Annotated in this window: 16 protein-coding genes and 4 pseudogenes; 15 read left to right on the top strand and 5 right to left on the bottom strand. The window is 39.8% G+C overall.

Features of this window, described 5'->3' with window-relative positions; translation table 11 throughout:
• The first annotated feature begins 42 nt into the window (after positions 1-42).
• The 6 genes from HMPREF2574_RS06755 to HMPREF2574_RS06730 all read left to right on the top strand — a co-directional run bounded on the left by HMPREF2574_RS06755 (position 43) and on the right by HMPREF2574_RS06730 (position 6,570).
• A complete protein-coding gene (locus HMPREF2574_RS06755) occupies positions 43-1,308 on the top strand; it encodes a PTS sugar transporter subunit IIC (protein WP_024052456.1) in 1,266 nt (421 codons plus the stop codon).
• Between the two features lie 12 nt (positions 1,309-1,320).
• Entirely contained in the window at positions 1,321-2,217 is an 897-nt protein-coding gene (locus tag HMPREF2574_RS06750; RefSeq protein WP_024052455.1) for a DUF7916 family protein, read from the top strand.
• A 38-nt stretch (positions 2,218-2,255) separates the two neighbouring features.
• Positions 2,256-2,576, top strand: a complete 321-nt coding sequence (locus HMPREF2574_RS06745; RefSeq protein WP_021002125.1) for a PTS sugar transporter subunit IIB — start codon at positions 2,256-2,258, stop codon at positions 2,574-2,576.
• 9 nt (positions 2,577-2,585) lie between these two features.
• A complete protein-coding gene (locus tag HMPREF2574_RS06740; RefSeq protein WP_003070913.1) occupies positions 2,586-2,909 on the top strand; it encodes a PTS sugar transporter subunit IIA in 324 nt (107 codons plus the stop codon).
• A gap of 319 nt (positions 2,910-3,228) precedes the next feature.
• Positions 3,229-5,151, top strand: coding sequence for a beta-glucoside-specific PTS transporter subunit IIABC (locus tag HMPREF2574_RS06735; protein ID WP_070812337.1), 1,923 nt, complete (start codon positions 3,229-3,231; stop codon positions 5,149-5,151).
• Positions 5,152-5,310: 159 nt separating this feature from the next.
• Positions 5,311-6,570, top strand: coding sequence for a CapA family protein (locus tag HMPREF2574_RS06730; protein WP_070812336.1), 1,260 nt, complete (start codon positions 5,311-5,313; stop codon positions 6,568-6,570).
• 79 nt (positions 6,571-6,649) lie between these two features.
• On the opposite strand, the gene HMPREF2574_RS06725 is transcribed toward HMPREF2574_RS06730, so the two are convergent.
• Both HMPREF2574_RS06725 and HMPREF2574_RS06720 read right to left on the bottom strand, forming a co-directional pair.
• Positions 6,650-7,159, bottom strand: a complete 510-nt coding sequence (locus tag HMPREF2574_RS06725) for an HXXEE domain-containing protein (RefSeq protein ID WP_070812335.1) — start codon at positions 7,157-7,159, stop codon at positions 6,650-6,652.
• Between the two features lie 14 nt (positions 7,160-7,173).
• The gene (locus tag HMPREF2574_RS06720) at positions 7,174-8,043 is read right to left on the bottom strand and encodes an AraC family transcriptional regulator (RefSeq protein ID WP_024052451.1); all 870 of its coding nucleotides are present in this window, start codon (positions 8,041-8,043) and stop codon (positions 7,174-7,176) included.
• 111 nt (positions 8,044-8,154) lie between these two features.
• Here HMPREF2574_RS06720 and HMPREF2574_RS06715 point away from each other — a divergent pair, with 111 nt between their 5' ends.
• Positions 8,155-9,594 carry a glycoside hydrolase family 1 protein gene (locus tag HMPREF2574_RS06715; protein WP_024052450.1) on the top strand — a complete coding sequence of 480 codons (1,440 nt, stop codon included), beginning with the start codon at positions 8,155-8,157 and terminating at the stop codon, positions 9,592-9,594.
• A pseudogene (locus HMPREF2574_RS06710) lies at positions 9,584-9,793 on the top strand (VOC family protein); the annotation flags it as partial. The gene HMPREF2574_RS06715 and the pseudogene HMPREF2574_RS06710, both read left to right, overlap by 11 nt.
• A gap of 289 nt (positions 9,794-10,082) precedes the next feature.
• Here HMPREF2574_RS06710 and HMPREF2574_RS06705 read toward each other — a convergent pair.
• On the bottom strand, positions 10,083-11,228 hold the full coding sequence (locus HMPREF2574_RS06705; RefSeq protein WP_024052449.1) for a cobalamin-independent methionine synthase II family protein: 1,146 nt from the start codon (positions 11,226-11,228) through the stop codon (positions 10,083-10,085).
• A gap of 354 nt (positions 11,229-11,582) precedes the next feature.
• Here HMPREF2574_RS06705 and HMPREF2574_RS06700 point away from each other — a divergent pair.
• The 6 genes and pseudogenes from HMPREF2574_RS06700 to HMPREF2574_RS06675 all read left to right on the top strand — a co-directional run.
• Positions 11,583-12,212 (top strand): annotated as a pseudogene (locus HMPREF2574_RS06700) (HAD-IIB family hydrolase); the annotation flags it as partial.
• A 1-nt stretch (position 12,213) separates the two neighbouring features.
• A pseudogene (locus HMPREF2574_RS06695) lies at positions 12,214-13,347 on the top strand (thiamine pyrophosphate-binding protein); the annotation flags it as partial.
• 255 nt (positions 13,348-13,602) lie between these two features.
• A pseudogene (locus tag HMPREF2574_RS06690) lies at positions 13,603-14,455 on the top strand (alpha-hydroxy-acid oxidizing protein).
• 254 nt (positions 14,456-14,709) lie between these two features.
• Positions 14,710-16,149 (top strand): 6-phospho-beta-glucosidase, encoded by a 1,440-nt coding sequence (locus tag HMPREF2574_RS06685; protein WP_024052444.1) that lies wholly within the window; start codon positions 14,710-14,712, stop codon positions 16,147-16,149.
• Positions 16,150-16,350: 201 nt separating this feature from the next.
• On the top strand, positions 16,351-17,028 hold the full coding sequence (locus HMPREF2574_RS06680; RefSeq protein ID WP_024052443.1) for a response regulator transcription factor: 678 nt from the start codon (positions 16,351-16,353) through the stop codon (positions 17,026-17,028).
• Between the two features lie 2 nt (positions 17,029-17,030).
• Positions 17,031-17,897 carry a sensor histidine kinase gene (locus HMPREF2574_RS06675; RefSeq protein WP_024052442.1) on the top strand — a complete coding sequence of 289 codons (867 nt, stop codon included), beginning with the start codon at positions 17,031-17,033 and terminating at the stop codon, positions 17,895-17,897.
• 50 nt (positions 17,898-17,947) lie between these two features.
• On the opposite strand, the gene HMPREF2574_RS06670 is transcribed toward HMPREF2574_RS06675, so the two are convergent.
• Together HMPREF2574_RS06670 and HMPREF2574_RS06665 are read right to left on the bottom strand one after the other, a co-directional pair.
• Positions 17,948-18,706: an ABC transporter permease gene (locus HMPREF2574_RS06670; protein WP_024052441.1), complete on the bottom strand. Its 759-nt coding sequence runs from the start codon at positions 18,704-18,706 to the stop codon at positions 17,948-17,950.
• Between the two features lie 13 nt (positions 18,707-18,719).
• The gene (locus HMPREF2574_RS06665; RefSeq protein ID WP_024052440.1) at positions 18,720-19,628 is read right to left on the bottom strand and encodes an ABC transporter ATP-binding protein; all 909 of its coding nucleotides are present in this window, start codon (positions 19,626-19,628) and stop codon (positions 18,720-18,722) included.
• Between the two features lie 222 nt (positions 19,629-19,850).
• Here HMPREF2574_RS06665 and dexB point away from each other — a divergent pair, with 222 nt between their 5' ends.
• The gene (gene dexB, locus HMPREF2574_RS06660) at positions 19,851-21,458 is read left to right on the top strand and encodes a glucan 1,6-alpha-glucosidase DexB (protein WP_024052439.1); all 1,608 of its coding nucleotides are present in this window, start codon (positions 19,851-19,853) and stop codon (positions 21,456-21,458) included.
• Positions 21,459-21,522 lie beyond the last annotated feature (64 nt).

Here is a 21,522-nt window from a genome sequence, read left to right as displayed (position 1 = left end):
CTGCTATTTAATAATATATTATAATCAAAGGAGATTGTAAAGATGGACAAATTTTTACAAGCAAAACTAATGCCTATTGCTATTAAGTTGGGGAACAATAAAGGCTTAGTAGCAATTCGAGACGGCATTACGCTTGCGGTACCATTACTGTTGATTGGTTCTTTGTTTATGGTCATTGCTAGTTTTCCTGTTCCAGGATGGGAAGCTTATTTGACAAAAATTGGGGTTTCTGCCTATCTATGGAAAGGCGTGGATAGTAGTTTTGGTCTGATTGGTTTGGTAGCCAGTTTTGGAATTGCCTACTATATGAGCCGTCAATACAAAGTGGATGGGATTCCTTCTGGGATTATCTCGCTTGCTGCCTTTATCACAGTGACACCATTTCTTGCTACTAAAACAGGAAATGGTGTTCCCACAGCATTTTTAGCTTCACAAGGCCTTTTTGTAGCAATCATTCTTGGTTTGGTAAATGGTTATATCTATCAATGGTTCATCAATCATAATGTCCAAATTAAAATGCCTGATGGTGTTCCACCGGCAGTTTCAAAAAGTTTCAGCGCCATTATTCCAGGTGCAGTGATTATCACAGGCTGGTTGTTGGTTTATGCCCTTTTAGCCAGTTTAAAACTACCAAATTTGCATGCGGTAGCTCAAACTGTTTTAGGAAAACCGCTAGGCCTACTAGGTAATAATTTATTTGGTTTGATGATTCTAGTTGCTTTAAATAGTTCATTCTGGTTTGTTGGACTTCACGGAGGAAATGTCGTCAATGCAGTTATGAAACCATTATGGCTTTCGAACCTCGATGCCAATAAAGTTGCTTATCAAGCAGGAGAAAAATTGCCGCATATTTTTACCAGTGTCTTTATGGATAACTTTGTCTTTATTGGTGGCGGAGGTGCTACCATTGGACTTGTATTGGCACTTGGTTATTTAGCGAAAAAGAAAAAATCAAGCAAACAAATCAAAGCACTGGCACCTATTACGGTAGTTCCAGGCTTGTTCAATATCAATGAGCCAACCATGTTTGGTGTGCCAATTGTCTTAAATATCTTGCTTCTGTTTCCATTCATTTTGGCACCGATTGCGAATCTCATCGTTGCGTGGTCATCCATGGCGAGTGGTCTGGTACCGTTAACATATACTGACCCAGGTTGGACAACTCCTCCGATTATTAGTGGCTTGCTGGCAACGGGAAGTTTTAAAGCGTCTATTTTACAAGCTGTTCTTATTGTGATGGATATTTTAATCTATATCCCATTTGTGATTGCTATTGAAAAACGCTTTAAAGCAGAAGAAAATCAGTAGGGAGATGAGAGTATGAAACGACTCATTAGTGCAAACCCTTCGGAAATTCTAAGCATGACTGCCCAAGAGCTTAAGCAAAGCATTCAAGCGAGTGAAGGGCGGGTTGTCTTATCTGAAAATGTGGTCATTCGTGAAACCTTTATCGGAGATATCACCAATGCTGAAATTGCAAGAGCTTTCGGCGCAGATATGATTTTACTGAATTGTTTAGATGTTTTTCAGCCAGAAATATTTGGTTTGGATTGTGAAAAAGAGAAAATTGTTCACGAATTGCATCGTTTGGTAGGCGCTCCAATCGGTGTGAATTTGGAGCCTATTGATCTACAAGCGGATATGTTGGAAGAAGTGCAAGTGATTGCTGCCGGTCGGCAAGCTAGTCAGGCTTCTTTTGAACAAATTGAAAAATTAGGTTTTGATTTTGTTTGTTTGACAGGTAATCCAGGAACAGGAGTTAGCAATAAAGAAATTATTGATGCAGTAAAATTAGCTAAGCAGCATTTTTCAGGTTTGATTATAGCTGGGAAAATGCACGGTGCAGGGGTATCTGAGCCGGTTGCAGACATTCAGATAGCTGAACAATTATTAGAAGCTGGTGCAGATGTGATTTTGGTGCCAGCGGTTGGTACAGTTCCTGCTTTTAGTGATGAAGAAATGAGAGCTGTCGTAGATCTAGTACATAGCAAAAGAGGTTTAGTCTTAAGCGCTATTGGCACTAGCCAAGAGACGTCAGATATTGAAACAATTAAACAAATCGCACTTCGTAATAAAATTTGTGGTGTTGATATTCAACATATTGGGGATGCAGGCTATGGTGGTTTGGCAGTAGTGGATAATATTTATGCACTGAGCAATACTATTCGTGGCATTCGACATACTGTGTCACGTTTAGCAAGATCCGTTAATCGGTAGAAAGGATCGTTGACTTTAATGAATAGAAAGGAACAATTATGACTAAAGTTACCATTATGTTGGCATGTGCTGCGGGTATGAGTACCAGCTTGCTTGTGACAAAAATGCAAGCTGCAGCCGATGAAAAAGGATTAGATGCAGAAATTTTTGCAGTTCCAGCACCAGAAGTAGATGATATCCTTTCTGAGAAGAAAGTAGATGTTTTGTTATTAGGTCCACAGGTGCGCTATCTTTTAGATCAATTCACAGAAAAGTTAGCTCAAAAGAATATCCCAGTTGGAGTTATCCCAATGGTGGATTATGGCATGATGAACGGTCCACAGGTGCTAGCGTTAGCTGAGGAACTGATCGGAGGCTAGAAGATTGATATGGAAAATTCAAATTTAGAAAGTATCATGTCCCTCATTATGTATGGTGGCGAGGCGAAGAGCAATGCTTTTGAAGCGATTCAAAAAGCTAAGAACGGTCTCTTTGAAGAAGCACATGAAAAGTTAAAAGCAGCAGATGAGGCATTAGTTTTAGCACACAAGTCACAGACAGTGATGCTGACACAAGAAGCTCAAGGTGAAAAAATTGAGCTCAGTCTTTTGATGGTGCATGCTCAAGATCACTTGATGACGAGCTTAACGTTTATTGATTTAGCAAAAGAAGTTGTTGCAGTGTATGAACGACTAAATCAAATGGTTAAATAATCTAATAACATTCTCTTTAAGAACTTTGATAGGTTGAACGACTTGTCAAAGTTTTTTTAAATAATTAACAGACGATTATTTTATTTATCACCTGATAATTATTTAAAAAAGTTTTGGAAACCGCTTGCAATAAAATAAATTTGTGCTATACTTAATTTACGGATTGTTACTGGTCATGCAGGCAAAACCTAGACAAATACGAGATATAAGGTAGGAAAGCTACTTTCTATTTGGTATGTGTTTAGGTTTTTTTGTTACCGTTGTTCTATATTTATATGTGCAACAACACAGCTGACCTAAAAAATAAAGGAGGTCCATTATGGCAAAAGATTATACTGACTTAGCTCAGGATATTGTTGCTCACGTTGGTGGTAAGGAAAATATCATCAAGTTAGTGCACTGTGTGACGCGTTTGCGTTTTTCTCTGAAAGATGAGAGCAAGGCAGATACGGAATACTTGAAAAATAGAGACGGTATTGTAACGGTTGTAAAAGCTGGTGGACAATACCAAGTGGTGATTGGGAACCACGTGCCAGATGTGTATGCGGCGGTCATTAAGGAAGCAGATATTTCTGGTGAGGATAGTATTGATGTGGATGAAGGAGATGTTCCGCAAGGCAATCTCTTTGACCGATTTATCGCCTTGATCTCAGGACTTTTCCAACCAATGCTGGGGGCTCTTTCTGCAGCTGGTATGATCAAAGGTGTAGTTGCCATTATGGCAGCTTGTGGTGTTAAGTCGACAGACGGTGCTTATGTCATCTTAAATGCCGCTGGTGACGGATTCTTCCAATTCTTACCATTGATTCTGGCTTTGACTGCTGCTAAGCGGTTTAAAATGGAAAAATTCACAGCGCTTGCGATTGGCTTTGCCTTGGTCTATCCAAATATCGCAGCCAGCTTTACAGGTGCCAAACCACTCTATACGCTATTTGCAGGAACTTTTATTGAGTCAAAAATCTACGCAACTTTCTTAGGTTTGCCGATTATCTTCCCTGCTTCTAGTTATCTATCAACTGTATTGCCAATCATTCTAGCAATTTGGGTCGGCTCAAAAATTGAAAAATTCTTTAAACAAATCATTCCAGATGTTGTCAAAGTCTTTATTGTTCCATTCTTTGTAATTTTAATTACTGTACCGTTATCATTTCTTGTCATTGGACCAGTCATGACATGGGCTTCTGATATAGTCGGTGCTATTTTCACAGGTATTTATAGCTTCAGCCCAATTATTTATGGAATTATTCTGGGTGCTTTGTGGCAAGTGCTGGTTATGTTCGGTCTCCACTGGGGATTGGTGCCGCTTGCAATTTTGGAATTACAAAAAGGACCAGGTGTCATTCTTGTAGCTTCTATTGCTATTTGCTTTGCGCAAGCAGGAGCATTGCTCAATATCTTCTTGCGTACAAAAGAAGAAAAAGTCAAACAATTGGCTATTCCAGCCTTTATCTCAGCTTTGTTTGGGGTAACAGAACCAGCTATTTACGGGATTACCTTGCCAATGCGAACACCATTTATTATGACTTGTATTGCTGGTGCAGTTCAAGGGGCTTATCTCGCTTTCTTTAATGCCAAAATGCAAGTAATGGGAGGAATGGGACTCTTTGCGATTCCGTCTTTCATTGATCCAAAAGACTCACTATTACTCATTCACTTCCTTGTAGCAATTGCAATCAGCTTTGTTCTTGGATTTGTATTGACTCAACTTACAAAAATTCCAACTCTTTATGATGGGGCACAAGAAGTCGCTGCTGAAGAAATCAGTCTGCCAGTTGAAGAGATTGCTCCTGAGCAAGTCATCACAGCTCCGTTTAGCGGGAAAGTGGTCGCACTCGAAGATACGCCTGATGCTGTTTTTGCAAGTGGTGCAATGGGTCAAGGGATAGCAATTGAGCCTAGCGTTGGCGAAGTTGTCGCTCCTGCTGACGGTGTGATTCGTCTGCTTTTCCCAACCAACCATGCGATTGGCTTAGCGACTGATGATGGCGCTGAAATCTTGATTCACGTGGGCATGGATACAGTCGCTCTTGAAGGAGAAGGCTTTATGGCACATGTTACTCAAGGCTCAAAGGTCAAGGCAGGTCAATTATTGCTAAGCTTTGATATAGATACTATCAAAAAAGCAGGTTATCCTGTTACAACTCCAATCATTGTAACCAATACAGCTGATTATAAGACAGTTGAAGCATTAGCTGGCGGCGATGTGAAACTAGGCGATGATTTGCTGAAAGTAAGTAAATAATCTAAGAAAAGGACAAGCAAAATTTGTAGAGTTCCAAAACAGTTGGTCGAAAAAATCAACTAGAGCTACTACAAGCATGCTTTGTCCTTTTTATTATTTATCATTTCCTGCGTCATGTTTGCTTCTTTGTGCTACAATGTAGATAGAGGAGAATGGAACATGAAAAGATCAGAACGAAAAATACAGTCAGCAACTAATTGGCAGTTTATTTTAGGCTTGCTTTGCGTAGTGTTTTTAGTAGCAAGTGGGATTTTATTAGCTGAGAAAATAAACGATAGCGTTAAGACAAAGCCGACAAAAACAAGTATTGTACAAAAGAAAAAAATGTCTTCTACCCCAAATGGTGTACAGACGGCTCGTATCATGGCAAATGGAGATCTGCTATATCATGATCTTCTATATATGAGCGCCTTACAGTCAGATGGGACGTATGATTTCACAGAAAATTATCAATATGTCAAACCTTGGCTGAAAAAGGCGGACTTGGTATTAGGAGATTTCGAGGGGACTATCCGACCAAATTATCCTTTGGCGGGTTACCCACTGTTCAATGCGCCAGAGTCGGTGGTGTCAGCTATCAAAGATGCTGGTTATCAAGTTGTGGATTTGGCACACAATCACATTTTAGATTCTCAATTGGAAGGTGTTTTTTCAACGGCAAAAGCATTTGAGCAGCAAGGAATTACACCGATTGGGGTTTATACACATAAAAATAGGGATAAAACCTCACTTGTGATTAAAAAAGTGAATGGGATTAAAATTGCGCTCTTAGCTTATTCCTATGGGTTTAATGGCTTAGAGGAAAATATCTCTCATGTAGACTACAATCATCATTTGTCGGATTTAAATGAAGAAAAGATGAAAAAAGAAATTGAGCGAGCCGAAAAAGAGGCTGATATTACCATTGTCATGCCTCAGATGGGGGTTGAATATCAATTGGAACCGACACAGGAGCAAGTCACTCTTTATCATAAGATGATCAAATGGGGAGCGGACATTATTTTCGGCGGACATCCGCATGTCGTTGAGCCGTCAGAAGTCGTCAAACAAAATGGACAAAAGAAATTCATTATCTATTCTATGGGTAATTTCATCTCCAATCAGCGAATTGAGACGATGGACGGTGTGGAAAATAAGAAATGGACAGAAAGCGGCGTGCTCATGGACGTGACGGTTGAAAAATCAAAGAAAGGGACGATTATCAAGGAGGTACAGGCACATCCGAGTTGGGTGAGTCGTGTGGCGAAAGGAACGTATTCACCGGAAGGCTATCCTCTCTACACCTACCAGACCTATATTTTAGAAGATTTCATTGAAGGTGGAAAATACCGTAATCAATTAGACCAAGCTACCAAAGAACGAATTGATACGGCTTATCAGGAAATGAATGAGCATGTAAATTTGAAATGGGATAAATAGTTGAGATTAAAATAAAAAGCGCTTAAATGAGTCTTGCTGTAGACAACGTTTAAGCGTTTTTGAATATTTTAAAGTGGTTCTAGCTCATCAACTTGGAAAACTGTTTACCTAACCAGAGTGCAAAAAAGAGATTGCTGATAATGATGAGAACGCCAATGAGACTGAAAACAAGAAGTTCAATTGTGTTGATATGAAGTAAAGTGGTGGTTTTCCAAATGATAATACTGCTAACTGGTAAGCATAGGATAGAGGTCGCAAGAGCTGGGATATAGCGCCTAAGCCAGATAGCTTGCAGGATATGAGTCACCAAATGAAGAGCAAAAGCCACAAATCCTCCCAGCCAGATGAGATAAAGTAGGCGGGTGTGGTAAAAAAGAGCAAAGAAAGAAATGAGGGATACCACGACAAATTCCTCTGCCACGGCTAGTGCGAAACCTTCTGTGGATAAGCTTTTGTGGGTATTTAAAATGAAGACAGCTTTTTTCTCCAGTAGTTTTTCATTCCACTCTATCCATGGCATGAAGCCGATGATTTCTTCTATATCATGAAAAATGAATAGCAGCGGAAACAACCAGATAGTATCTTTCATTGAATGTCTCCTTGTTATTTTTTCCGATATTGACTAGGAGTTATTTGGTAATACTTTTTAAACTGACGATTGAAGTTGGAGAGATTGTTAAAGCCAGACTGTGTAGCAATTTCTAGGACGGGCAAGGTAGAGTGTTGCAAGAGTTCAGCCGCTTTTCGCAAGCGAAATTGAATCACGTATTCCATGCAAGATACCCCAAGATGTTTCTTAAAGAAATTCATGAAATGGGTATCGCTGTAACCACAAATTTGAGCAAGCTGATCAATCGTTAGTTCCTCTTGATAATGACTACCGATATAGTCAATGATGGTACGGATTTTTTCTTCCTTGCGATAGCCTTCTAAGGATTGCTCTTTTGAAATCACATAGCCATTTTCAAATAAGAGAAAAAAGAGTTGGTTGAGCTGGGCTTTGAGCTGAAATTCAAAATACTCTGTACGATAATAGCCTGTTTTCATGGCATCAAGTAGACACTGCCGAATGTCTGCATAGGCTGGCTGATTGGGCTTGATGACACGAACAAAATCCAGCTGACCATTATAAAGCGGCTGCAAATATTCAATACTAGCTTGATCCATCGCAGAATAGCCCATTAAGTCTAAATGAAAGTTGATTGCATCCATATAGTGGCGACGATTTTCAATCGGGTGAATGGAGTGAAGAGCATTGGGACGAATGAGGATAATATCACCTGCTTCACTATTAAAGTAATCATAATCAATGTGAAACTGCGCAGTTCCCTCATGAACATAAACCAGTTCAACATCCGTATGCCAATGAAAGAGAATGTCCGGCTGACCGTTTTTTGTAATGGTTCGTGTGAGAGAATAAGGAGTGCCTTGAGTTTTGTAAACGATATCTTTGTGTAATGTTCTCAGATCCATAAGTGTTGCCTCTTTCGTAGAATAATACCAATTTATAAGAGAATTGTGTTAGAAAATACTCTTGTCTAAGATTATAATATAATTAAGTAAAAAATAAAAGAGGTAAAAGTCATGAGTAAATTTCCAGCAGATTTTCTTTGGGGCGGTGCAACAGCTGCCAATCAATACGAAGGAGCTTACAATGTGGACGGGAAAGGTCTTTCAGTTCAAGATGTGACACCAAAAGGCGGCATGCCAGCTAAAGCAGGTGATCTCAATCCTTTGATTACAGATGAGCCAACACTAGACAATCTTAAATTAGAAGGGATTGACTTTTATCATCGTTACAAAGAAGACATTGCCCTTTTTGCAGAAATGGGCTTCAAGGTCTATCGTACTTCCATTGCATGGTCACGGATTTTCCCAAATGGTGATGAAACGGAGCCAAATGAAGCAGGTCTAAAGTTTTATGATGATCTCTTTGATGAATTGGCAAAATATGGTATTGAGCCTTTAGTGACTTTGTCGCACTATGAAACACCGCTACACTTGGCACGCAAGTACAATGGTTGGGCAAATCGTGATTTGATTGGTTTTTATGAGCGCTATGTTCGCACTGTCTTTACTCGCTACAAAGACAAGGTGAAATATTGGTTGACCTTTAATGAAATCAACTCCGTTCTTCATGCGCCATTTATGAGCGGAGGGATTGCAACACCCGTAGAAGAATTGTCCAAGCAAGATCTTTATCAAGCAGTTCATCACGAACTAGTGGCATCAGCTCTTGCAACGAAGATTGGGCATGAAATCAATCCAAACTTTAAGATTGGTTGTATGGTACTGGCCATGCCGGCTTATCCGATGACGCCAAAACCAGAGGACGTACTGGCTGCCCGTGAGTTTGAAAATCAAAACTATCTCTTTTCAGATATTCATGTGCGTGGAAAATACCCAGCATATATGAACCGTTTCTTCAAGGAAAATGGAATTGAGATTCAATTTGCGCCGGGTGATAAGAAATTGATGGCAGAACATACCGTGGACTTCATCTCCTTCTCTTATTATATGAGTGTGGTTCAAGCTCATGATCCAGAAAGTTATTCTTCTGGTCGTGGAAATGTTCTAGGTGGTCTGCAAAACCCTTATCTAACTGCTTCAGAATGGGGGTGGCAAGTTGACCCAATCGGTCTGCGTCTGGTCCTCAATGCTTTCTATGACCGCTACCAATTGCCGCTCTTTATCGTAGAAAATGGTCTCGGTGCTAAAGATGTCTTGGTGGATGGCCCTAATGGTCCAACTGTTGAAGATGATTATCGTATTGATTATCTTAAACAACATTTGCAACAGGTCGGCGAAGCGATTGAAGATGGTGTTGAGCTCTGGGGCTATACCACTTGGGGCTGTATTGACCTCGTGTCTGCTTCAACAGCTCAGATGAGCAAGCGTTACGGATTTATCTATGTTGACCGCAACGACGATGGAACAGGGTCTTTGGATCGCTACAAGAAAAAATCATTTGATTGGTATAAAGAAGTTATTGCAACGAACGGAGAAAAACTCTATGAAGATTGAACATACAGCCCTTTATGTTCGAGATGTAGAAGGGGCTAAACGCTTCTTTGAAACGTATTTTGAGGCAAAAAGTAACCAGCTTTACTATAATCAGAAAACAGGTTTTCAATCTTACTTCCTCAGCTTTGACGAAGGAGCAAGATTGGAAATCATGACCCGAAAGGAAGGTTTAGCGGATAACAACCAACCACTGCATTTTGCAAGCTAAACGATAAAATACATGAGGCTGGGAACTTTTGTCCCAACCTCCTTTTTCGTGTTAAACAAATGAACTGAAAGTTGTAACATAGATATCAGGAGGAAAATGTCCAAGTGCCGCTCTCTGTTGTTTTTACCTTAAAAATTTGCCAAATAGAGAAATCATTTTGATTTTACTTTTTTTCAGTCGTATTTATTTTTGAAAGTTAAAAAGACAAACCTCAAAAAGAAGTTTGTCTAGCGTTTTATAAGGATTTACTAAACAGTCATAAGATGTCGTCACGTACAACTTAATCCCAAAACTTTTTAGCGATTTCTTGACCTTGTTTGATTTTGGCCCATTGTTGTGGAATAGCTAGTTCATTGCCTGAATCGCAGGAAGCAAAACCGCATTGATGTGACAGCAGGAGACGATCCTTAGGAAGGATAGTGCTGGCTTGTTCTAATAAACGAAGTACACGTTCTTCATCATCTAGATCAGTTGTCTTACTAGAAAGAAGTCCAAGAACAACTTCGGCATCTTTATCTTTAAGAGAAGCAAGAGCCTTCAAATCACCAGATACATCACTGTCCCATTCTAAGAAAAAGCGGTCATAGTGTTGATCACGTAAGAATTTTTCCGCAATGGCTTCATAAGTTCCGCCTGATGCCGAACGGCTTTCATAATTTCCGCGGCAGTTGTGTGTCCAAACTTTCAGTCCTAATTGATGTCCATAATCAGCCACTTCGTTATTGATTGCAATGAATTCATCAGCTAAATCAGCCAGCGCAGCATTGCCATCGGCAAAAAATGAAGCAGGATTTGATTCGTCAAAAAGTTCCCAGAGGCAGTCGTCAAACTGGATAATTTCACCGCCAGCTTCTTTATATTCTGTCAAGAATTCTTTGTAAGCCTTGATGAGACTGGCCTTTAATTCTTCATTTGTTTTGTAAACTTGATCATCGCCAGCTAGCCCATCAAAGATAGCCAGTTCTGTGTAAGCATGAGCAGGACCCCAAATGGTTAATTTGGTTTGCGTATTACCAGCTTCTTCCTTGAGCAATTTGTAAATGTCTAAGAAATGATGATTCTTCCCTGAAAGAGGTTCAGTGATACGGATACCAATGTCTTTGCGGGTCTCGTACTGTCCGCCATCATGGTCTTGGAAAGTGTAACCATGGTCAGCAATGTAGCGCTCAATGCCTTTAAGACCCCAAACAAAGTCTAAGTGCCACATTGATTTCGAGTATTCGCCGTCTGTCAGAATATCAATATCGTTTGCCTTTTCATCAGCAATCACTTTTTTTATCGCTGCTGTCTCTGTTTCAAGATAGCCGGGAAAACTGTCGTAAAATGGATAGTGAATATCATCACGATGTTCGATTTTATTTTTGTAGGCAAGGAGATTGGCTGGGCGAAGAAGAGAGCCAACAAGTTGAAATTTTGATTGTGTCATGTCAAAAGCCTCTTTCTAAATTTCTTACTTTTTATTGTACACAAGCTAAGCACTTTTGAAAAATAGTTAATTTAGAGGAAGGGATATAGCTTAAAACTATATCTAAAACGACCAATCCTTGCTTGAATACAATTGTTTCTTTTTCACCCCTCTTTTTGATAAAATAGAAGAAAAAGGTTTATTTACTATTTTTTAAATGTGCTATAATCCTTTTGAAATAGGATGTAAATGTAGCCAATCCTGTACTGTATTATCCGAGCAAAATTACAGAAATAGCAAAAGGATAGTTGTCATCATGAAATAAATGAACGACGAGATTTGAATTTGAAATGGATGATTGTTAGAGGTGATAACATGACAATTAAGATGGTTGTGACCGATATGGACGGCACGCTCTTAGATGAAAAAGGGGAATTCGATCGAAGTCGGTTGAAAAATATATTGGATGAGCTGGACAAGCGGGAGATTCGGTTTGTGGTGGCAACGGGCAACGAAATTCACCGAATGCACTTGTTATTTGGTGATTTGTTGGAGCGCGTGACCTTGATTGTTGCAAATGGTGCGCGGATTTTTGATAAAAACGAGGTACTGCTGGGGACATGTTGGTCTCAAGACCTAGTGGCACAGGTCTTGTCTTACTTTGAAGGGAGAGAACGTGATGTGCACCTCGTTGTCACAGCTGAAAATGGCGCTTTTGTCAAAACGGGAACGATTTTCCCTATGATTGAAAAAGTCATGACAGCAGAAATGGCGCAAGAATTTTACCGAAAGATAAACTTTGTCGAAACATTACGTCCAGACGATTTTCCGCAAGTTCTGAAAATGAGTATGGTGGTAAACGAGCAAGTAGCAGTTCAGGCTACTCGACAGCTCAATCAGGATTTTGCAGACACATTAAATGCAGTCACAAGCGGCTATGGAGCGATTGACATTTTGCAAAAAGGAATCCATAAAGCTTGGGGGGTAGAGCAATTGATGCAAAAAATTGATAGAACTGTCTCAAAAATTGTAAATTCCGATTGCTGTAGCGGGTCTGGCTAAGGGCAAAATTCCAGATGACTTTGAAGCCAACTTAGGAACATTGAATCGTGCCGCCTCTAAGGTTGGTGATGAAGCTTTTGCGGCAGCTGATCTGGTGATTGCTCTTGGGACAAACTTCCCATTTGCCAACTTAGTTTATCGTTCTCATGATTTTAAGTTTGTTTCTATTGATATTGATGCTGCTAATTTTGGTCGTCATCACTACTTGGATTTAGGAATTTTATCAGATTCTGGAAGTTTTCTGAAAAAAGCCTTGGAACGTAGTGAAGCAGTCGCTCCACAACCATTTTATCAAGCAAGTGTGGCAGCTATGAAAGATTGGAAAGCTTATCTGGAACGTTTAATGCAAAAAGCAGACGGACCACTAGAGTTTGAGCAAGTTTATCGCGAAATCAACCACATTTCAGATGCCAATGCTGTCTATGGTATTGATGTTGGGGACAATATTATCAATAGCTTCCGCTTCTTAAACTTTACATCAGAGAAGAAATGGACAATTTCAGCTCTCTTTGCTACGATGGGGTATGGCTTACCAGCTTCTATCGCAGGTCAATTTGGTTTTCCAAATCGTCAAGTTTTCAATATTGCTGGAGATGGTGCGTTTTCAATGGTCATGCAAGATCTGACGACCCAAGTCAAATACCAGTTGCCAATTATCAATATTATCACTTCTAATAATTCACTCAACTTTATCAAGTCTGAACAGGAAGATTTGGTCATGAACTTTTCAGGCGTAGATCTCTACGAAGTAGATTTTGCGAAAGTCGCAGAAGGAATGGGAGTAGAGGGAATAACAGTTAAAACTTTAGAGGAATTGCCAGCTGCATTTGACCGCGCACTTGAAGTTTCAAAATCTGGAAAGCCTGTTTTGATTGATGCTAAAATCACAGACAAATGTGGTATCCCTGTGGAAGAGTTGGAATTGGATATTGTTGATGGTGACTTTGTAGAAAAAATTTCTACTGGTTATCAAGAAACACATGGTCAAATGAGTCCAGAAGAATTCTTTGCGGCTTATGATGGGCAAGAGCTGCGACCTATTACAGCTTATTTCAAAGAATATGGTGTCAAGCCATAACGTGATCCACAGCTTATCTTAATTTACCACTGTCTATAGTAGTTAGAGCGGGAGGGCATCCCTCTCTAACTCTACTATAAATTGTAGAAGCTGTTTCACTTTATTAAATTGGTATAAATTTTATACAAATTCTTATTATTCTGATCTGTTAGATAGACTGATTGAATTTTTTGTTTCGAAAAAATGAAAGCGTTTGCTTCTCGAAAGTTCAATCTGACTTTCTCTGCAGATATGCATTAGATAGGAGGAAACATTATGTCTTACCAAACTAGTAGTGCTGAAGGTCCAGTTGATTTCATTAACACTTATGATTTAGAGCCCATGGCTCAGAAGGTCATTCCCAAAGCTGCATTTGGCTATATTGCAAGTGGAGCCGAAGATACTTTTACTCTGCGGGAAAATATTCGTGCCTTTAACCATAAGCTAATCGTACCTCATACGCTTCGCAATGTGGAAAATCCAAGTACAGAGATTGAATTTGACGGAGATAAACTATCGTCTCCAATTATTCTAGCTCCGGTAGCGGATCATAAGCTGGCGAATGTACAAGGAGAAGTGGCTTCCTGATGGTGCAGGCAAGACAATGGACTTCGTTTACAAATCAGCTAAGCAAAAATTATCCCCTCGTGATGTGGAATTTATCGGGTCTTACTCAGACCTTCCTGTCTATGTCAAGGGTCCACAATGTCGTGAAGATGTAGAGCGCTCGCTTGATGCCGGTGCTTCTGGTATTTGGGTGACCAACCACGGTGGACGGAAAATTGACGGCGGTCCGACAGCATTTGATTCATTGCAAGAAGTGGCTGAAACAGTTGATAAACGTGTACCAATTGTTTTTGATTCAGGTGTCCGTCGTGGTCAGCATATCTTTAAGGCACTCGCTTCTGGGGCAGATTTAGTGGCCATTGGACGACCTGTGATTTATGGTCTAGCTCTTGGTGGTAGTGTTGGTGTCCGCCAAGTCTTTGAGCATATCAATGATGAATTAAAAACAGTGATGCAATTATCTGGTACTCAAACGATTGAAGAAGTAAAACACTTCAAACTTCGTCATAATCCTTATAATCCAACTTTCCCAATAGACCCACGGGATTTGAAATTGTACTAAAATGGATAAATTATCATCCAACTCTCTTTGGCGTTTCAAAGGGAGTTTTGTTATGCTAAGCGATAGAGAAATGAAGTCAGATATCCGATTTTAATAAAAATGTTCAGTTCTAAATGACAAAAGTTAGCAAAAGTCATTAATGCACTTGGAAAATAGAATAGTATCACTATTTGACAGTTTTTTATAAGAAAATTTCTTATTTGTTTGTTATAATATAAAATGTAGAAAACGTTTTATATTATAAGGAGGAAAAAATGACAGAAAAATTGACTTTTCCAGATGGATTTTTATGGGGCGGAGCGACCGCTGCCAACCAATGTGAAGGGGCCTATGATGTTGATGGTAGAGGCCTTGCAAATGTCGATGTGGTGCCGATTGGTGCGGATCGTTTCCCGATTATTGCTGGTAAGAAAAAGATGTTTGACTTTGAGGAAGGCTATTTCTATCCGGCAAAAGAGTCCATTGATATGTATCATCATTTTAAAGAAGATATTGCGCTTTTTGGCGAAATGGGCTTTAAGACTTATCGACTCTCTATCGCATGGTCTCGGATTTTTCCAAAAGGAGATGAGCTGGAGCCCAATGAAGCAGGCTTGAAATTTTACGAAGACCTCTTTAAGGAATGCCACAAGTATGGCATTGAGCCCTTGGTGACTATCACCCACTTTGACTGTCCTATGCACTTGATTGAGGAATACGGGGGCTGGCGCAGCCGCAAAATGCTGGAATTTTACGAGCGCCTCTGCCGCACTCTTTTTACCCGCTACAAGGGGCTAGTCAAATACTGGCTGACTTTCAATGAAATCAACATGATTCTCCATGCGCCTTTTATGGGAGCAGGACTTTACTTTGAAGAAGGGGAAAATGAAGAGCAGGTCAAATACCAAGCAGCTCATCATGAATTGGTGGCCTCAGCTATTGCGACCAAGTTGGCTCATGAGATTGATCCTGAAAACAAGGTTGGCTGCATGCTGGCAGCTGGTCAGTATTATCCAAATACAGCCAATCCGGCAGATTACTGGGCAGCTTTGCAGGAAGATCGGGAAAGCTATTTCTTCATCGATGTCCAATCCAGAGGAGAATATCCAAACTATGCCAAGAAGAAATGGGAGCGTTTGGGTATTGAGGTTGAAATGACAAAAGAAGACCTAGACTTGCTAAAGACCTATACGGTGGATTTTATTTCCTTCTCTTATTATTCTAGCCGTGTGGCTTCTGGTGATCCAAAGGTCAATGAAAAAACTGCCGGAAATATCTTTGCCTCGCTTAAGAATCCTTACCTAAAATCTTCTGAGTGGGGCTGGCAGATTGATCCGCTGGGCTTGCGAATTACCCTTAACGTCATCTGGGATCGCTATCAAAAGCCGATGTTTATCGTGGAAAACGGGCTGGGAGCAGTTGATACGCCAGATGAAAATGGCTATGTCGAAGATGACTACCGTATTGACTATCTAGCAGCCCATATCAAGGCTATGCGCGATGCGATTAATGTAGACGGTGTAGAACTTCTAGGATACACCACTTGGGGCTGTATTGACCTCGTTTCCGCTGGAACCGGTGAGATGAAAAAACGCTATGGCTTCATCTATGTAGACCGGGATAACGATGGGAAGGGCACACTTAAACGTTCCAAGAAAAAATCGTTCAATTGGTATAAGGAAGTCATTGCGACTAACGGGGCAAGTGTGAAATAGAGCAATTGGGGCGTGAGACAAAATTTAAAATCATTTTAATCGGCTCTCTTATTTCAAGAATTCGGTGAGAGTGGGGCAGAAATCAGTAGCTTCGTAGAAACTTGATTTCGTCATCCCACTCTCTTTTTTTGCTTTCCGTTGACTTCCGTCTTTTTCCTTGTTACACTATGGATAAGAGATTTTACTGGAAATGGATGTAATATGGCTACTATTTTAATCATCGAAGATAACAACGATATTCATGACATTTTAAAAGATTTATTTGAAACTGAGCACAGAGTTTTCTCGGCTTATTCTGGAACGGAAGGGTTGCTGCTTTTTGCGCAGGAAGCAATTGATTTGGTATTGCTGGACATTATGCTGCCAGGGAAAAACGGTGATCAGGTCTTGGCAGAAATTCGCAAAAACAGTCAGATTCCAGTGGTCATGCTGACAGCTTTGGGTGAGAAATCGCTGGTTAGTCAGTATCTGTTGGACGGCGCTAATGATTATATTGTCAAACCGTTCGATCTAGACGAGGTTTTTGCGCGTGTGACGGTGCAGCTGCGCAATCATCTTTCACAAAAGCAAGCGACGGAAATTCAAGGGATAAAAAATATCCGTCTTTCATCAGAAACATTTGAAGTAGTCAATGGCGAGAAACGGGTTCGTTTAGGCAAGAAAGAGTATCAGATACTTCAAACCTTGCTTCATCATCCGAAGAAAATTTACACAAAGGAAGAACTGTTTGAGTTGATTTGGGAAGAGGCATATTTGCCGGGAGACAACACGCTCAACACTCATCTCAGCAATCTTCGTAAGAAATTGGCACAAGTAGATGATTCGGAAGAATATATAGAAACAATTTGGGGATTAGGTGTACGGCTCAAGGAGGGCTGAGAATGCTTGATGTTATACTAATTATGTTCATCAGTCTGCTTGGAATTTTGCTGTTACGTTATCATTTGGCAGTGAGAAATCTGGCGGCACAGATTCGAGAAAAACGAAAAACAAGCAGTGAAATTCGTTTGGCACCTCAAAACCACAGCCAAACGATTGTTGAGTTGGCAAATGAAGTTGAAAAGCTCTTTCAAGAAGTAGAGCAGACACGTTTTATAGCTCGTCAGGAAAAGAAAACCTTAGATATGGCGATTAGCAATATTGCTCATGATATTCGCACACCCTTGACCATTGCTAGTGGCTATACCCAAAAGCTTATAAAGGGAAAAGAAGAAAATGAACAGCTGTTGAAAATTGCGACCAATCTGTCCGTTGTTTCCAATCGTTTAGAAGCGCTCATGGAATACCGTCGTCTTATGGAAGGTGCTGTTCGACCACAATTTCGACAAATAGATATTTCCAAGCTGATTGCAAAGCAAATGCTTCCTTTTTATGATGCCTTTCAAAAGCAAGGAATTGAATTGCAAGTAAATTTGCAGGAGGGGTTAGTAATAAAGTCAGATCCAGAAATTTTAGAGCGGATTGTCCAAAATATGTTGAGCAATGTCCTCAAGCATGGAAAGGAAACTGCCCAGCTATCTTTAATCCGAAAAGATGCGGCTATTCTTTTAAGTGTAAAAAATATTGTCAGTCAACCAATTCAGCATTTGGAAAAATTAACCAATCGCTTTTATTCTGAAAATCTCTCTAACATGGAAGAATCCTCTGGTTTAGGACTTTATATCACTCAACAACTGGTAGATATTCTTGGCGGTGATTTAACCATGAAAACTGAAGGAGAATGGTTTGGATTGCTTATCCGTTTGTGAATATTTTATACAGAAAAACAGCTAATCATTTGACTAGCTGTTTTCTTTTGTTATAAATCTTTTCTTTTAAACACTTGCAAACCACTAAATGCAAAAAGAAGTGTGATGAGAAGAGCGATGGTTATGGTTTTGAAGACCATATCCTGTTTAGAAACCATGTCAAAATAGAATTGCATGTTCAAGTATTTTAACCAGTCAATATCTGGGTAAAAGGCAGTTGGCAAACCTAGCAGGGAAGCGCCGACAAAATAGGTGAAAATAGCAGCTATAATAGAATTTGTAGCATACAGTACGAAAGAAATAAGACTAACCCAAGCAAGCGTACAAATAAATTGAACCCCTATCGTAATGAGAAAATTAGAAAGGAAATGTTTGGGTGCGGTTCCAATGCCATTGATGAGTGTAGCAGGAATAAATGAGGAATAGGTTAGAATCAATTGGAGTACGATGAGACTTGCCAGAACAAAGAACTTAGACAAATAGAATTCTGTCCGTGAGATACCACTAGTGATAGAATTTTTATATAATTTCTGAGTGAGATCAATTCCAATCAATAAAACAACAAGGATAATAGTAAAAATAATGGTATTACTAAAATTATCAGAAGTTTTGGTGATAGCCTCAAAACCAGTCCAGCCTCCGTTGTCGCCCAGTTTTTCTAAAGCTTTTGTATCTGTATGGACCCCGACATTGCCTATGACACCATAGAACACACCTAATAAGAGCGTGGTGATAAAAAGGGTTTCTGTAATCCAAAAACCTTTTGAACGGAAAAGACGATAAAAGTCTGCTTGAATAGTATGAAACATGATAAACCTCCCTCTATTCTACTAAATCTGTAAAGTATTTTTCTAAATCTTGGCGAGCATAGTAGATTTCATTGATAGTAATATTCGCCTTTCCTAGCTCTTGAATAATCTTGTTAATTTCGTGTGAGTGAGTGAAAATATGCAGCTCGTCTGTTGCGTTTACAACTTTGAGGCGGTAACCTAGTTGATCGTGAAGAATTTTGCTTGCTTCAGCAAGATTATTTGTTTTCAAAACGATATAATCTTCATTTTGCTCTTCAAATTCTGCTTTCGTAATTTCTTTGATGAGATGACCATTTTCAATGATGCCGAATTTTGTAGCGACCAAGTATAGTTCACTTAAAATATGACTGGAAATGATGAAGGTCATATTTAATTCTTCATTGAGACGTTGCACCAACTGGCGGAATTCTTTGATTCCGACAGGGTCAAGCCCGTTAATCGGTTCATCCAAAATTATCAAATCTGGTTTTGACAGAAGAGCAATAGCAATGCCCAAGCGCTGTTTCATTCCAAGAGAAAAGTCTCGGAATTTTTTCTTGCCAGTATTGGTTAGTCCGACGTAAGAGAGAGTTTCTCGGATAACCTTGTCCGCATTTGGGATATGCCGTATCTTGCAGCAATAGTTTAAGTTTTCATAAGCCGTCAAGTGATTGTAAGCAGCGGGTGCTTCAATGACAGAACCAACTCGTTTGAGAGCGTGCGTCCATTCGGATTTATTAGAAGAGCCAAAGAGAGCGACCGTACCGCTATTGGGCTGAATCAACTGGGTAATCACTTTGATAAGCGTTGTCTTACCAGCTCCATTTTTCCCAATTAGCCCGTAAATTTCTCCTTGCTTCACGGTGAGACTGACATCATTCAAAGCGAGTTGTTGTCCAAATCTCTTGCTGATGTGTTTCACATTTACAACAGTTTCCATAACGTGACCTCCATTTTTTCTATCGTAGAGTTCCCCTTTTTTCGCTATTTAGTATACAAAATGCTTGTCAAATAAGTCTCAAGCAATTCTCAAATATTTCTAAAATTGACAGAGTCAAAATTTTTACATACCAAAAAGAAATTAAAATTCAACGCAAACGCTTGCAAAGAAGTGAAAGATTATATAGTATGGAAGGTGAAAAAGATGAAAGTGAGATGCATAATGCAAAGAAAATGGTGGCATGATGCCGTGATTTATCAGATTTATCCAAAGAGTTTTATGGATAGTAATGGAGATGGAATTGGTGATTTAAAAGGAATTACAAGTAAATTGGATTACTTGAAGAAACTTGGGATTACTGCTATTTGGCTTTCTCCGGTTTACAAGAGTCCGATGGATGATAATGGCTATGATATTGCGGACTATGAAGCAATTGCGGATATTTTCGGATCTATGGAAGATATGGAGAACTTGATTGCGGAAGGGCAGAAGCGCGATATTAAAATTATCATGGACTTGGTGGTCAATCATACTTCTGATGAGCATGCTTGGTTTGTAGAGGCGCGTGAAAATCCAGATAGCCTGGAGCGCAATTATTACATCTGGCGAGATGAGCCGAATGACTTGGACTCTATTTTTGGTGGCTCTGCTTGGCAATATGATGAAAAAGCTGGACAATATTACCTGCACTTCTTTAGCAAAAAACAACCTGATCTCAACTGGGAAAATGAAGCCCTACGTCAAAAAATCTACAAGATGATGAATTTCTGGATTGACAAGGGAATTGGTGGTTTTCGTATGGACGTGATTGACATGATTGGCAAAGTACCCGGCCAGAAAATTGTCAATAACGGACCAATGTTGCACCCTTACTTGCAGGAGATGAACCGTGCAACATTTGGGGAGAAGGATTTACTGACAGTTGGCGAAACTTGGGGTGCCACTCCTGAAATTGCAAAGCAGTATTCCGATCCAAAGAATCATGAATTATCCATGGTGTTCCAATTTGAGCACATTGGTCTTCAATACAAACCGAATCAACCCAAATGGGATGTGGCAGATGAATTGGACGTTCCTAAGCTCAAAGAGATTTTTGCTAAGTGGCAAAATGAACTAGGCGTAGAAGAGGGTTGGAATTCGCTCTTTTGGAATAATCACGACCTTCCGCGTGTTGTCTCTATCTGGGGAAATGCTACGAAATACCGCGAGAAGTCAGCCAAGGCTTTGGCAATTTTACTTCATCTGATGCGTGGCACTCCTTACATTTATCAAGGAGAAGAAATTGGTATGACTAATTATCCCTTTAAGACCTTGGAAGAAGTGGAAGATATTGAATCTCTCAATTATGCTCGTGAAGCCCTTGAAAAGGGGGTACCGCTGGATAATATTATGGCAAGTATTCGCGCGATTGGGCGGGACAATGCTCGCACACCCATGCAGTGGAATGCCCATCAACAGGCAGGTTTTTCAACCGGTCAATCTTGGCTAGCTGTCAATCCTAACTATTCAACGATCAATGTAGAAGCAGCTCTGGAAGATTCAAATTCTATTTTTTATACTTATCAAAAATTAATTCAATTGAGAAAAGACAATGATTGGTTGGTGACAGCAGATTTTAAACTACTTGAAACGGCTGATAAGGTGTTTGCTTATTTACGAGAAACGACAACAAAGAAATATCTGATCGTGATGAACTTCTCAAATGAAGAGCAAAGTTTTGTCTTGGAAAATACTGTAAAGGAAGTTTTGATTGCTAACACAGATGTAACTAAGATACTTCAAACCCATAAATTACAGGGCTGGGATGCTTTTTGTGTGGAAATTGAGTAGAAAGATTGGCAAGAACAAAGACATAAAAAATACTGTGAGAAATTCCACAGTATTTTTTATGTCG

This window comes from Streptococcus sp. HMSC034E12, from assembly GCF_001835915.1.
Classification (GTDB): domain Bacteria; phylum Bacillota; class Bacilli; order Lactobacillales; family Streptococcaceae; genus Streptococcus; species Streptococcus vaginalis.
This window is presented reverse-complemented; position numbering and strand designations above follow the sequence as displayed.